We start from the raw sequence: 13,544 nt of genomic DNA, 5'->3' as shown, positions 1-13,544 counted from the left end.
CCGGGCGAAATGGCCGGTGCCCCGGCCGGGTCGGCCGGGGCACCGGGTGAGGCGGTGAATCCGATCAGAACGACCGGGCGTCGATCACAGGGAGTCGATGGCCTGGTTGAGCGTCGCGGACGGGCGCATCACGGCCGCCGTCTTCTCGGCGTCCGGGAAGTAGTAGCCACCGATGTCGGCCGGCTTGCCCTGGACGGCGAGGAGCTCCTCGACGATCTTCTGCTCGTTCGCGGCCAGCGACTCGGCGAGCGGCTTGAACGCGGCCGCCAGCTCGGCGTCCTCGGTCTGCTCGGCGAGCGCCTGGGCCCAGTAGAGACCCAGGTAGAAGTGCGAGCCGCGGTTGTCGATCGTGCCGAGCTTGCGACCCGGCGAGCGGTCCTCCTCGAGGAACGTGCCGGTCGCCTTGTCGAGCGCGTCGGCGAGGACCTTCGCGGCCGGCTTGCCAGCCTGCTCGGCGTACTTCTCCAGCGACGGCACCAGGGCGAAGAACTCACCGAGGGAGTCCCAGCGCAGGTAGTCCTCCTCGACCAGCTGCTGCACGTGCTTCGGGGCCGAGCCACCGGCACCGGTCTCGAAGAGGCCACCGCCGGCGATCAGCGGGACGATCGAGAGCATCTTCGCCGACGTGCCGACCTCGAGGATCGGGAAGAGGTCGGTGTTGTAGTCGCGCAGCACGTTGCCGGTCACCGAGATGGTGTCCTCGCCGCGGCGCATCCGCTCCAGCGAGTACGCGGTCGCCAGCGACGGGGCGAGGATCTTGATCTCGAGGCCGTCGGTGTCGTGCTCGGGCAGGTACGCAGCGACCTTCTTGATCAGCTCGGCGTCGTGCGCGCGGGTCTCGTCCAGCCAGAAGATGGCCGGGGTCGCCGAGGCGCGGGCGCGGTCGACGGCCAGCTTGACCCAGTCGCGGACCGGGATGTCCTTGGTCTGGCAGGCGCGCCAGATGTCGCCGGCCTCGACGTCGTGCTCGATCAGCACGTCGCCGTTGGAGGCCACGACGCGCACGGTGCCGGCCTCCGGGATCTCGAAGGTCTTGTCGTGGCTGCCGTACTCCTCGGCGGCCTGGGCCATCAGGCCGACGTTCGGGACGGTGCCGATGGTGGCCGGGTCGAGCGGGCCGTACGTCTTCACGTCGTCGATGACGGTCTGGTAGACGCCGGCGTACGAGGAGTCCGGGATGACCGCGAGGGTGTCGTCCTCGCCGCCGTCGGCGCCCCAGAGCTTGCCGCCGTTGCGGACCAGCGCCGGCATGGACGCGTCCACGATGACGTCGGAGGGCACGTGCAGGTTCGTGATGCCCTTGTCCGAGTTCGTGTACGACAGGCGCGGGCCCTCGGCGAGGCCCTTCTCGAAGGCCGCCTTGATCTCGGCGCCGTTCGGGAGGGCGTCGAGGCCGGCGAGGATCGCGCCGAGACCGTCGTTGGCCGAGAGACCGGCAGCGGCCAGGTCGGCGCCGTACTGCGCGAAGACCGGGGCGAAGTAGGCCTTCACCACGTGGCCGAAGATGATCGGGTCGGAGACCTTCATCATCGTGGCCTTGAGGTGAACCGAGAAGAGCACGTCCTCGGCCTTGGCCTTGGCCAGGGCGTTGACGAGGAAGGCATGCAGGTCAGCGACCGACATCTTGGTGGCGTCGACGATCTCGCCGGCCAGCACCGCGAGTCCGTCCTTGAGGACCTTGGTCTCGCCGGAGGCGGTCTCGAGCACGATCGACAGGGTGTCGTCGCCGGCCAGGGTCACGGACTTCTCGTTGGCCTTGAAGTCGTGCGCGCTCATGGTGGCGACGTTGGTCTTGGAGCCCTCGGCGAACGGCTTGTTGCGGTGCGGGTGGCTCTTCGCGTACGCCTTCACCGACAGCGGCGCGCGCCGGTCGGAGTTGCCCTCGCGCAGGACGGGGTTGACCGCGGAGCCCTTGACCTTGTCGAACTTCGCGCGGATCTCCTGCTCCTCCGGGGTGGAGGGGGCGTCCGGGTAGTTCGGGACGTCGTAGCCCTTCTCCTGCAGCTCCTTGATCGCGGCCTTGAGCTGCGGGATGGAGGCGGAGATGTTGGGCAGCTTGATGATGTTGGCGGCCGGGGTCTTGGCCAGCGCGCCGAGCTCGGCCAGCGCGTCGTCGGCCAGGCCGAACTGCGCCAGGATGCGAGCGGCCACCGAGATGTCACGGGTCTCGATCGCGACACCGGCCTTGGCGGCGTAGGCCTCGACGATCGGGAGGAAGGAGTACGTCGCCAGCAGCGGCGCCTCGTCGGTGTAGGTGTAGATGATCTTGGCGTTGTCTTCGGCCATGGCTCCTGCTTCGACTCGGGACTCTTTCTTGACGTCAAGATACCTGACGCGCACTCGCCGACCACCTTCGCACCCTCAGGCGGCCCCTCGAAAGGGCTAGGCTGCCAAAGACTCTGCAAACAGATGAGTGGACGGACGAGGGGATGGCGATGACCGACAACAACGGCGATGCAGCAGCCGTGGAGATCCACGGAGCGGAGAGCGCGACGGAGCCGACGTTGCGGCAGAAGCTCGCCGCAGAGGTGATCGGCACGTTCATCCTGGTGCTGCTCGGCTGCGGCTCCGCGGTCTTCGCGACGATCTGGGTCGCCGGCGGGCGGGCGCAGGGCACGGACCTGGCGTTCATCACCACCGTCGGCCTCTCCTTCGGCATCGCGATCGTGGTCGCCGTCTACGCCTTCGGCCGCGTCTCCGGCGGCCACTTCAACCCCGCCGTCTCGGTCGGCGCCGCGATCAGCGGCCGGATCTCCTGGGTCACGGCGGGCCTCTACGCTGCCGCCCAGGTCGTCGGCGCGATCCTGGGCGCCTTCGCGCTGTGGATCGTCGCGAACGGCTACGCCGGCTTCGACTCGACCCGGATGGGTCTGGGTGCGAACACGTTCGGCGGCGGTCCCGGCGGCTACGCCTGGTGGGCAGCCTTCGTGCTCGAGCTGATCCTGACGGCGGTCTTCGTCTGGGTCATCCTCGGCACCACCGACGACCGCAACCCGTACAGCGCCGCCGCGCCGCTCGCGATCGGCCTGGCGCTGACCGCGATCCACTTCGTGGCGATCCCGGCCACCGGCACCTCGGTCAACCCGGCCCGCTCCATCGGCCCGGCGCTCTTCTCCGGCGGCCACGCCATCGGCCAGCTCTGGCTCTTCATCCTCGCCCCGCTGGTCGGCGGTGCCGTCGCCGGCATCACGTACCCGCTGATCTTCGGTCGCGTCGACGAGCCGGTCCCCGGCTCGGGCCTCATCCTCCCGGCCCGCACGGCGGCGGGCACCACGCCGGAGTACGCCGGCTGGGGCCAGCAGGGCTGGGGCGGCCCCGAGACGGGCGCGACCGCCCCGGTCCCGGGCACCGGCCACGGCCACCTGCACGAGCACGGCCCGCAGGCCGCGGCCGCACCCGGCTCTCCCCAGCCGACCCCGCAGTCCATCGAGGACCTGCCGGTCATCGAGCAGGACGGCTGGCGCTGGGACTACGCCGCGCAGCAGTGGCGCCCCATCGACCAGCCCTGACGCCGAACCCACCCGGAGGACCGCCGAGCGTGCACCTGTAGGTGCGGACTCGGCGGTCCTCCGTGCGGTTGCGCGTCATGGGCGGAGCACCTCCTGCTCCCCCGTACCGGTATCGAGCCGGTCCACCAACCCGACGCCGCTGCGGTAGGTGTCCCATTGCTGGGAGCCGGGACTGAGCGCGCTGGCCCACTCGAGGGTGACCGTGGGATCCGGCTGGTCGCGGACGAGGCCGGCGACGGTGACGACGTCCTCGACGACGCCCTTCTCGTACGCAGCCCGGTAGCCGTCACCCAGGCGCGGCTCGGCGGCCATCACCAGACCGGCCCGGGCACCCTCGCGGCCCGCCTGCCACAGGTCGGCGCGCCCGAGCCACCACACGTTCCCGCGGGTGTCCTGGGCGTAGTAGTCGGTCCACGCGTCGGGCCGCTCCCCCGGCCGCACGGTCGTGGTGCTGACCGCGGTGGCCGAGACGCCGTCGACCTCGACGGGATCGCCGAGGACCCGCACCGTCCGGACCGCGTCGGGGTAGCCGGTGCGGCGCACGTCGTACGTCCACGCCCGACCCGGCGTCAGCGGCAGCCACACGTTGTCGATCCGGTCCACGAAGTGCGTCGCACGAGGCGACGGCATCGGGATGACCAGCTCGTCGATCCCCGTGGGCGGGTACGGCTTCGCGCCGGTCCCGCATCCGGCGAGAGCGAGCGCACCGGCCGACAGGACGACCGCCAGGCGGCGCACGCCTAGCCCTGAGCGGGAATGGTGGTGGCGAGGAACCACATCGCCGCGCCGACGCTCACCAGCAGCGCCACGTCGAACCACCGGCCTCGGACCCCGAGCATGCCGGCGTCGCGCTCCTTGAGCAGCGCGCGCGGGATCGCCGCGGCGACGAGTGAGCCGGCGAGGATGTGCACTCCTCCCCGCCAGTGCCCCAGGGCGACCACCAGCAGCGCTGCGAACATCACGGCGAGGACGAGCAGGTAGATCATGCCGCCGAGGGTCGAGGGGTAGCGGCGCGGCTCCTCGTCCTCCTCCACGAGGGCCAGCGGCGGCGCGACCGGCTCAGCCGGAGCGCCCTGAGTCACCTCAGGGTGCGCATCCGGCTGAGGCTCGCGCGTCGAGCCGTCCTCGAGAGGAGTCACAGAGGCCAAGTTACGCGTTCGCCTTCTCGGCGTTGATGACGATGTTCGACAGCAGCATCGCGCGCGTCATCGGGCCGACCCCGCCGGGGTTGGGCGAGACCCAGCCGGCGACGTCCCAGACCGACTCGTGCAGGTCGCCGGCGATCTTGCCGTCGACGCGCGAGACGCCCACGTCCAGGAGAGCGGCGCCCGGCTTGATCATGTCGCCGGTGATGATGCCGGGCACGCCGGCGGCAGCCACGACGATGTCGGCGTTGCGGGTGTGCGCGGCCAGGTCGCGCGTGCCGGTGTGGCACAGCGTGACGGTGGCGTTCTCCGAGCGACGGGTGAGCAGCAGGCCCAGCGGGCGACCGACGGTGACGCCACGACCGACGACGCAGACCTCGGCGCCGTTGAGCTCGACGCCGTGACGACGCAGGAGCTCGACGATGCCGTACGGGGTGCAGGGCAGCGGGGCGTCCTCGCCGAGGACCAGCCAGCCGAGGTTCGTCGGGTGCAGGCCGTCGGCGTCCTTGGCCGGGTCGATCAGCCCGAGGACCCGGTTCTCGTCGATGCCCTTGGGCAGCGGCAGCTGGACGATGTAGCCGGTGCAGGCCGGGTCCTCGTTGAGGGCCCGGACGGCCTCCTCGATCTCGTCCTGGGTCGCGGTCTCGGGCAGGTCGACGCGGATCGACTCGATGCCGACCTCGGCGCAGTCCTTGTGCTTGCCCGCGACGTACCAGGTCGAGCCCGGGTCGTTGCCGACCAGGATCGTGCCGAGGCCGGGCTTGATGCCGCGCGCGTGCAGGGCCGCCACGCGCACGCGCAGCTCCTCCTTGATCGCCTTCGCGGTCGCGGAGCCGTCGAGCCTCTGAGCCTTCTTCTGGTCAGTCATCAGCAGTGTCCCCTCGGCCGATCAGTGGAAGAAGTGGCGGGTGTTGGTGAAGTACATCGTGACGCCGGCCTTCTTGCATGCCTCGATGGTCAGCTCGTCGCGGACCGATCCGCCGGGCTGCACGATCGCCTTCACGCCGGCGTTGATCAGGATCTGCGGGCCGTCCTCGAACGGGAAGAACGCATCGGAGGCCGCGACCGAGCCGGCCGCACGCTCCTCGCCCTCGACGAGGGTGTTCGCGCGCTCGACGGCGAGCTTGCAGGAGTCGACGCGGTTGACCTGGCCCATGCCGATGCCGACGGCGGCGCCGCCCTTGGCGAGCAGGATCGCATTGGACTTGGCGGCGCGGACCGCGTGCCAGGCGAAGGCGAGGTCGGCGAGGGTCGCCTCGTCAGCGGCCTCACCGGTGGCGAGCGTCCAGTTGGCCGGGTCGTCGCCCTCGGCCTGGAACTGGTCGGCCTCCTGCACGAGCAGGCCGCCGTTGATCTGGCGGATCTCGGTGCCGGTGCCGCCGTGGCCGCCGGTCTTGAGGATCCGGATGTTCTTCTTGCCCTGCAGGACCTCGACCGCGCCGTCCTCGTAGCCCGGGGCCACGATGACCTCGGTGAAGACCTCGGCGACCTGCTCGGCCATCGCGACGGACACCGGGGTGTTGGTCGCGATCACGCCGCCGAAGGCGGAGACCGGGTCGCAGGCGTGGGCGCGGCGGTGGGCCTCGGCGACATCGGCACCGACGGCGATGCCGCACGGGTTGGCGTGCTTGATGATCGCCACCGTCGGCTGGTCGCCGTGGTCGTACGCCGCGCGCAGCGCCGCCTCGGTGTCGACGTAGTTGTTGTACGACATCTCCTTGCCGTGCAGCTGCTCGGCGGTGGCCAGCGAGTCGCCGGAGCCGCCGGTGACGTAGAGCGCCGCCGACTGGTGGGAGTTCTCGCCGTAGCGCAGGATCGACCTCTTCTCCCAGGTGCCGCCCATCCAGGCGGGGAAGCCGGTCGAGACGCCCTCGGCGTCCTTCGAGGAGTCGGTGAGGACCGAGCTGCACCAGGAGGCGACGCCCACGTCGTAGGTGGCGGTGTGCACGAACGCCTTGGTGGCGAGCACCTTGCGCTCCTCGTACGAGAAGCCGTCGCCCTGCGCGGCCTCGACCGTCCGGGCGTAGTCGGCGCCGTCGGTGACGATCGCGACCGACGGGTGGTTCTTGGCGGCGGCGCGGACCATCGACGGGCCGCCGATGTCGATCTTCTCGATGATCTCCTCGACGGTGCCGCCGGCGGCGACCGTCGCGGCGAACGGGTACAGGTTGACCACGACCAGGTCGAACGGCTCGACGCCGAGCTCGGAGAGCTGGGCGACGTGGTCGTCGAGGCGGCGGTCGGCCAGGATGCCGGCGTGGACGCGCGGGTGCAGCGTCTTCACGCGGCCGTCGAGGCACTCGGGGAAGCCGGTCAGGTCCTCGACCTTCGTCACCGGGAGGCCGAGCGACTCGATGAGGGCGGCCGAGCCGCCGGTGGAGACGAGCTCGACCCCGGCCTCGTGCAGGCCCTTGACCAGGTCGTCGAGACCGGTCTTGTCGAAGACGGACACCAGCGCCCGCTTGATCTGGATTCGGTCCTGCTGTCCGGCCACGTCGACTCCTGCTGGTCGTTGAAAGAAGGACGGCACCCAGGCGGACGATGCCGATCAACACACTCCCCGGTGGTCACCCACCCGCGCCAGTCGTGATGACCGCAGCCTACCGAGGCATCAAGCGCCGAAGCGAACCCGACGACCCTCGACGGCGAAGCCCTCACGGGCCATCCGGCCGACCGTGTCGACCAGCATCGAGCGCTCGGCGACCTTGATCCGCTCGTGCAGCACCTCGACGGTGTCGTCGTCCTCGACGGGGACGGCCGTCTGGGCGACGATCACCCCGGTGTCGACACCCTCGTCGACGACGAAGAGGGTGCACCCGGTGACCTTGACGCCGTACTCGAGGGCGTCGGCGGGGCCGTGGATGCCGGGGAAGCTCGGCGACAGGGCCGGGTGGGTGTTGATCGTGCGGCCGCCGAAGCGGGCCAGGAACGCGGGGCCGAGCAGCTTCATGAAACCGGCCGAGACGACGAGGTCGGGTTCGAAGGCCGCGACCTTGTCGGCCAGCGCCTCGTCCCAGCGGTCGCGGGAGGTGAAGTCGCCGACCTTGGCGACGAAGGTCGGGATGCCCGCCCGGTCGGCGCGCTCGAGACCGAGGATCGCGTCGCGGTCGGCGCCGACGGCGACGATCGAGGCACCGTACGCCGGGTCTGCGCAGGCGTCGATCAGGGCCTGGAGATTGGTGCCGGAACCGGAGACGAGGACGACGAGGCGAGCGGTCACGCGGCGCAGTCTAGCCACGCTGACGGGTGGCTCTACCTGCTCGCTCCGCACGCTCGAGCACGCTCGGAGGCCGCGCTCACTGCGTCGCGGAGTCGCTGCCCTGATCAGCAGCGGCGTGGCGGCGCTGCCACCAGGTCATCGCCACGCCCGCGAGCAGGCCGCCGACGCCGAACGAGGTGATGGCGTGCCAGAGGGTGTCGAGGGCGAGCGGACCGACGTCGGCCATCCGGCCGGGGCCGACCGCTCCTCCGGCAAGGCCGGCGAGGATCGCGACCACGATGCCGGCCAGGACGCCGGCGGCCAGGCCGCGGACCGCGCCGTGCTCCCAGCTCAGGGTCGGCTGGCGACGCTGCACCAGCACCACCGCGACGATGGCGACGATCGGCGCGAGCGCCAGCACGTACGGGCTCCAGAACGGGGTGGGGCCCTCGTCCGGCAGTGCGGCCAGCAGCGGGAACATCGGCACCGGTCCCAGCGTGACCGCGGCCGGGCTCACCAGGGTGTGCGCGCCGACGGTGAAGCCGGGGCCGAGCAGGTACGAGCTGGAGAAGAGGGTCGCGTTGGGCACGACCAGCAGCATCAGCGCGACGTAGAGGACGACCGGTCCGGCGCCGAGATGGAGCTGCGACATCACGTTGAGCGCGGTGTCGCCGTCCCAGAGGAAGGCGATCGCGAAGACCACGAGGGACAGGCCCAGCCAGATCAGCAGCAGCATCCGTACGGTCGCGAACGTCGAGCGCGCGATCGGCGGGAGCAGCGCCATCCAGACCGCGGCCCGGCCCGAGCCCGCGGCGATGCCGCTGCCGCCGACCAGGACGCAGAGCAGCAGCGAGAAGAGCACCACCCGGCTGTCGGAGGGCGCCGTCTCGGCGGTGCCGCTGACCGCGGAGACGACGAGGGCTGCGGTGACGTACCCGATGGTGAAGAGGCCGAGCGCCGCCGGGACCGTCCAGTCGCGCTCGCCGTCGCCGAGGGCGTGGTGGTCGGGACCGTGCTCGGCGACCGACTCCCCCACCCGCAGGCCGAAGCGCCAGATCACCCACGCACAGAAGAGCGTCAGGCCCAGCGGGACCGCCGTGATCCGTACGCCCTGGACGGCGAAGCCCGACCCGTGCCCGGCGAGCCAGCCGAGCGCCCCGACACGCAGCGCCGCCGAGGGAGCGCCGTGCGCACCGGCGTCGGTGAGGAACCAGCCCACCACCGCGATCACCAGGCACGTGGCCAGGGTGACGCCGGCCGCCGCGATCCCGCCGAACGTGGCGACCAGCGCCAACGGGCGGCGCATCCGGAGATCGGCGCGCAGCTCGGCGTCGGTACGGCGGCGGACGGAGGTGAGCGAGGAGGACATCGGGACCATCCTCACCCGCGCCCATGGGCCGTCCGGGGAGGACGCGCCGCTGGACCTGCTCACGATGGGGAACGGTCACCCGCACACGGCTAATCTGTCGATGCCCATGAGTGACAAGCAGCAGCACGCCGCCGACTTCGAGACGTTCTACAAGGACGTCCGCAGCCGCCTGTTACTGCAGACCTGGGCCCTCACCGGCGACCTGACCGCAGGCCGCAAGGCCGTCCAGGACGCCTTGATCATCGGCTGGCACCACTGGCGCAAGGTCGGCCGGCTCACGCCCGCCGAGCGCGAGGACTGGGCGCGACCCATCGCCTGGCGCTACGCGCTGCGCCGCCACTCCGTGCCGCACTTCCACCGCTCCAAGGACGGCGACGAGCGCGCCCAGGCGACCATCGAGGCGCTGCGCCAGCTGCCGCTGGAGGAGCGCAGGGTCCTGCTGCTGGCACACCTGACAACCGTCAGCGAGGAGACGGTGGCCCGGGAAGTGGGCATCACCCCGCAACGCGCGGCCCAGGTGCTCCAGAACGCCACCCGCGACTTCGGCGAGGCCCTGGGCGCGCAGCCCCACGAGGTGCTGCCCTGCTTCGCCTCCATGGCCGAGACCGTCGAGACCACCCGCTGGCCGCGGCCGACCATCCTCACCCGCGCCGGCTCCGCGCGCCGCCGCAGCCACACCGTGATCGCGGCCGGGCTGGCGGTCGCCGCGTTCGTCGGGTCGGGCTTCGCGGTCACCGACGCCGCCGGCGACCGGCCGAACCTCGAGACCCTGACCCTGCGCCACAGCCCCTCCGCCAGCCAGACCCCGGAGGGGTACGACCTCGCGGTCGACACCCTCCTCGACCAGGACCAGATCGGCACCGCCCTGGGCGGTGTCTGGAGCGCCACCCTCACGTCCGACGACCGCACCAGCGCGGTCCAGCTGCCCTGCCAGCGCGCCGCGCTCGCGGACCCACATCCCCGTGCCGTCATCGGGCGCACCTTCGCCGGGGAGAAGAAGGCCGACACCGCGATGCAGAGCTCGCTGGCCTCGGCGACGACGACCGCCGCCCAGCAGGCGTACGCCAAGACCCTGGGCTGGTACGGCGGCTGCCGCGACAGCCGCGTGCAGCTGATCGCCACCCGTACGGTCACCGGAGTGGGCGACCAGGCCAGCGTGCTCCTGCTGCGCGACTGGACCGCCCCGCAGCGCACGATCACCGTCGGGGTGGCCCGGACGGGCATGCTGACGACCGCGGTCGCCGGGTCGCTGCCGGTCGCGGCGGCCAAGCACGGCGCCCGGTCCAAGCCGGCCGACGACCCGTCGGTCGCCGGCGCGACGACGCTGCTCGGCCAGGCCGTCCAGCGACTGTGCGCCCTGCCCGACGCCGGCGCCTGCACCACCACGCCGTCCGCCGCCGTCGCACCCCCGCCGAGCTCGGGCGCGACGCCCGCGATGATCAACGAGGCCGACATCCCGCCGGTCCAGGGCGTCGAGGAGCCGTGGGTCGGCACCCCGGCGGTGAAGGCCACGACCAATATCGCGGCCACCCGCTGCGACGACGCCGACTTCACCAAGCCCGGCATCACCAACGCGCTGACCCGTTCGTTCGTGATCCCGACCGCGAAGGGCCTGGCTCCGCAGTTCGGCCTGACGGAGACCATCGGCGACTTCGGCAAGACACGGGCGGCGAGCGACTTCGTCGAGCAGATCCGCACCAGGCTGGCCGCCTGCTCCGACAAGGAGCGCGGCAGTCATGTCACGAAGCTGACGACGTCGAGCTCGGCGGCCGGCGACCTCACCGCCTGGCGGGTCCAGGTCGAGACCTCGACCAGCGCCGAGGCCGCGTCGGTCACCTATCTGATGGCGATCGTGCGCACGGCCGCGGGCGTCGCGCAGGTCGGATTCGTGCCGTCGGGCAAGGTCACCATGACCGACAGCGACTTCACCGCCCTGGCCCAGCGCGCGGCCGAGCGTCTCACCTACCTGAAATAGCCCTGCAACCGGGCTGTGCTCCCGGGCGTATCTCTGCTGGAATCACTTCGCAGAGAGAAGGAACACGCCATGGACTCTTCCGAGTTCGACGAGTTCTACACCGCGTCCTATGCCCGCGTCGTCACGCAGGTCTACGCGATGGTGGGGAACCGCGACGAAGCTGAGGAGTGCGTCCAGGAGGCCTACGTACGGGCCTGGTCGCATCGTCGGAAGCTGGATGCAGACCTCCACCCGGAGGCCTGGGTGCGCACCACCGCGTACCGGCTCGCCGTCAGTCGCTGGCGCCGGGTGGCGCGCGGTCGGCGACCCAGCGATCGGGCCCTCGCCGCGCCGGTCGTCGCGCCGGCGCCCTCCGAGGCGCACGTCGCCCTGATCGCCGCGCTGCGGCGGCTGCCCGAGGCCCAGCGCCGCGCGATCGTCCTGCATCACCTCGCCGATCTGCCGGTCGCCGAGGTCGCCCGCGAGACCGGCGTCCCCGAGGGCACCGTGAAGGCCCGGCTCAGCCGCGGCCGGGCCGCCCTCGCCGCCCTGCTCGGCGACGCGCCCGACTCCCCCGTCTCTCCCGCTCACCCGGAGGCCCGCCATGCCTGACCAGCTCTTCGACTCCCTCACCGACGACGTCACCGTCCGGCCCCTGCCCGCCACGGAGGTACGGCGCCTCGGCGACCGTCGCCGTCGGACCCGGCACGCGGCGCTCGGCATCGCCGGCCTGGCCGCAGTGGCCGCGGTGGTCGTCCCGGTCGCACTGACCCACGGTACGAGCGACCGCTCGCTGCCCCCGGCGACGCAGACGTCGCCGTCCGCCGTCACCACCGTGCCGGCAGACTTCCCGCTCACCGCCGGGATGCCGGGACGCGACGGCGTCAGCAACCAGCCCCTTGCGGCCGGCCCCCTCACCTCGGAGGAGGAGAAGGCCTGCGGCCAGATCGTCTGGAGCGCGCAGCGGCCGATCCCGACGGTCGGGGGCGCCACGGTGACGTACCACGACGGCTCCGAGGGCGGCCAGGCTCGCAGCCTCGCGCTCTACGCCGACGCCGAGCAGGCCGGGCTGGCGCTGCAGAACATCACCACCCTGCTCGCCTCGTGCGACACGACCGACCACGGTCGCGGCTCGCTCGAGCAGCTCAGCGGTCCGACGGAGGGCGACCAGAGTGCTGTGTGGGTGATCCGCTGGACCGACGAGAACGGCCACTACAACGGCGAGGGCATGATCAGCGGCGTCACGCAGGTCGGCAACGCCCTGCTGCTGGACTCGGAGACCTTCGGGAGCGCCGGGGACGACACGGTCGTCCAGTACGAGGCCGGCCGGCTCGCCGACCGGTCGGCGGCGGTGGTCACCGCGATGCAGGACACGTACGCCCCGGGCCCCCTGGCGCACTGACCGGACGAGAGCGGCAGAGCCCCCCGGCTGCCGAAGCAGCCGGGGCGCTCTTGTCGCTTACTGGTCGATCAGCGCGCGTTGAGGATCTCGCGAGCGAGAGCAGCGGTCTCGGACGGCGTCTTGCCGACCTTCACGCCGACGGCCTCGAGGGCCTCCTTCTTCGCGGCCGCGGTGCCGGCGGAGCCGGACACGATCGCACCCGCGTGACCCATCGTCTTGCCCTCGGGGGCGGTGAAGCCCGCGACGTAGCCGACGACCGGCTTGGTGATGTTGTCCTTGATGTACGCGGCGGCACGCTCCTCAGCGTCACCACCGATCTCACCGATCATCACGATGATCTCGGTGTCCGGGTCGTCCTGGAACGCCTGGAGCGCGTCGATGTGGGTGGTGCCCACGATCGGGTCACCGCCGATGCCGATCGCGGTGGAGAAGCCGAAGTCCTTCAGCTCGTACATCATCTGGTAGGTCAGCGTGCCCGACTTGGAGACGAGACCCACCGGGCCCTTGCCCGTGATGGTGTGGGGCGTGATGCCGGCCAGCGACTCACCCGGCGTGATGATGCCGGGGCAGTTCGGGCCGATCATGCGGGTCTTCTTGCCCTGCAGGTACGACCAGACCTCGGCCGTGTCCTGGACCGGGACGCCCTCGGTGATCACGACGAGCAGCCGAATCTCGGCGTCGACGGCCTCGATGCACGCGTCCTTGGTGAACGCCGGGGGCACGAAGGCGACCGAGACGTTCGCGCCGGTCGCGGCCATCGCCTCGGCGACGGTCGCGAAGACCGGCAGCTCGACGTCGTTGCCGTCGTGGTCCTTGTGGGTGACGGTGGTGCCGGCCTTGCGAGCGTTGACACCGCCGACGATCTGGGCGCCCGAGTCGACCATGAGGGCGGTGTGCTTCGCACCCATGCCACCCGTGATGCCCTGGACGATGATCTTGCTGTCCTTGTTGAGGTAGATGCTCACT

At 71.5% G+C, this 13,544-nt stretch carries 12 protein-coding genes and 1 riboswitch; of the genes, 4 read left to right on the top strand and 8 right to left on the bottom strand.

The window, feature by feature from the left end:
- Positions 1-84: 84 nt before the first annotated feature.
- Complete coding sequence (locus tag KSO98_RS11455) at positions 85-2,286, bottom strand: NADP-dependent isocitrate dehydrogenase (RefSeq protein WP_225285722.1); 2,202 nt, start codon at positions 2,284-2,286, stop codon at positions 85-87.
- Between the two features lie 149 nt (positions 2,287-2,435).
- Here KSO98_RS11455 and KSO98_RS11450 point away from each other — a divergent pair, with 149 nt between their 5' ends.
- Positions 2,436-3,509 (top strand): aquaporin, encoded by a 1,074-nt coding sequence (locus KSO98_RS11450; protein ID WP_225285721.1) that lies wholly within the window; start codon positions 2,436-2,438, stop codon positions 3,507-3,509.
- Positions 3,510-3,584: 75 nt separating this feature from the next.
- Here the strand turns inward: KSO98_RS11450 and KSO98_RS11445 are convergent, their stop codons facing one another.
- The 6 genes from KSO98_RS11445 to KSO98_RS11420 all read right to left on the bottom strand — a co-directional run bounded on the left by KSO98_RS11445 (position 3,585) and on the right by KSO98_RS11420 (position 9,222).
- Positions 3,585-4,247 carry a hypothetical protein gene (locus KSO98_RS11445; RefSeq protein WP_225285720.1) on the bottom strand — a complete coding sequence of 221 codons (663 nt, stop codon included), beginning with the start codon at positions 4,245-4,247 and terminating at the stop codon, positions 3,585-3,587.
- Positions 4,248-4,249: 2 nt separating this feature from the next.
- Positions 4,250-4,648, bottom strand: coding sequence for a DUF3017 domain-containing protein (locus KSO98_RS18915; protein WP_225285718.1), 399 nt, complete (start codon positions 4,646-4,648; stop codon positions 4,250-4,252).
- 10 nt (positions 4,649-4,658) lie between these two features.
- The gene (locus KSO98_RS11435; RefSeq protein ID WP_225285717.1) at positions 4,659-5,522 is read right to left on the bottom strand and encodes a bifunctional methylenetetrahydrofolate dehydrogenase/methenyltetrahydrofolate cyclohydrolase; all 864 of its coding nucleotides are present in this window, start codon (positions 5,520-5,522) and stop codon (positions 4,659-4,661) included.
- Between the two features lie 21 nt (positions 5,523-5,543).
- Positions 5,544-7,148, bottom strand: a complete 1,605-nt coding sequence (purH, locus tag KSO98_RS11430) for a bifunctional phosphoribosylaminoimidazolecarboxamide formyltransferase/IMP cyclohydrolase (RefSeq protein WP_225285715.1) — start codon at positions 7,146-7,148, stop codon at positions 5,544-5,546.
- A gap of 27 nt (positions 7,149-7,175) precedes the next feature.
- Positions 7,176-7,252: riboswitch (ZMP/ZTP riboswitch) on the bottom strand.
- A 13-nt stretch (positions 7,253-7,265) separates the two neighbouring features.
- Complete coding sequence (gene purN / locus KSO98_RS11425; RefSeq protein WP_225285714.1) at positions 7,266-7,874, bottom strand: phosphoribosylglycinamide formyltransferase; 609 nt, start codon at positions 7,872-7,874, stop codon at positions 7,266-7,268.
- A 76-nt stretch (positions 7,875-7,950) separates the two neighbouring features.
- Positions 7,951-9,222 (bottom strand): cell division protein PerM, encoded by a 1,272-nt coding sequence (locus KSO98_RS11420; protein ID WP_225285712.1) that lies wholly within the window; start codon positions 9,220-9,222, stop codon positions 7,951-7,953.
- A 106-nt stretch (positions 9,223-9,328) separates the two neighbouring features.
- Between KSO98_RS11420 and KSO98_RS11415 the strand changes: the two genes are divergently transcribed.
- The 3 genes from KSO98_RS11415 to KSO98_RS11405 all read left to right on the top strand — a co-directional run bounded on the left by KSO98_RS11415 (position 9,329) and on the right by KSO98_RS11405 (position 12,578).
- Positions 9,329-11,197, top strand: a complete 1,869-nt coding sequence (locus tag KSO98_RS11415; protein WP_225285710.1) for a SigE family RNA polymerase sigma factor — start codon at positions 9,329-9,331, stop codon at positions 11,195-11,197.
- A gap of 69 nt (positions 11,198-11,266) precedes the next feature.
- Positions 11,267-11,788, top strand: a complete 522-nt coding sequence (locus tag KSO98_RS11410; RefSeq protein WP_225285708.1) for an RNA polymerase sigma factor — start codon at positions 11,267-11,269, stop codon at positions 11,786-11,788.
- Entirely contained in the window at positions 11,781-12,578 is a 798-nt protein-coding gene (locus KSO98_RS11405; RefSeq protein WP_225285706.1) for a hypothetical protein, read from the top strand. Before KSO98_RS11410 ends, KSO98_RS11405 begins: the two co-directional genes overlap by 8 nt.
- 68 nt (positions 12,579-12,646) lie before the next feature.
- Here KSO98_RS11405 and sucD read toward each other — a convergent pair whose 3' ends face one another.
- The gene (gene sucD, locus KSO98_RS11400; protein WP_225285705.1) at positions 12,647-13,543 is read right to left on the bottom strand and encodes a succinate--CoA ligase subunit alpha; all 897 of its coding nucleotides are present in this window, start codon (positions 13,541-13,543) and stop codon (positions 12,647-12,649) included.
- Position 13,544 lies beyond the last annotated feature (1 nt).

The sequence above is a fragment of the Nocardioides nematodiphilus genome, assembly GCF_020216525.1.
Taxonomy (GTDB): domain Bacteria; phylum Actinomycetota; class Actinomycetes; order Propionibacteriales; family Nocardioidaceae; genus Nocardioides; species Nocardioides nematodiphilus.
This window is presented reverse-complemented; position numbering and strand designations above follow the sequence as displayed.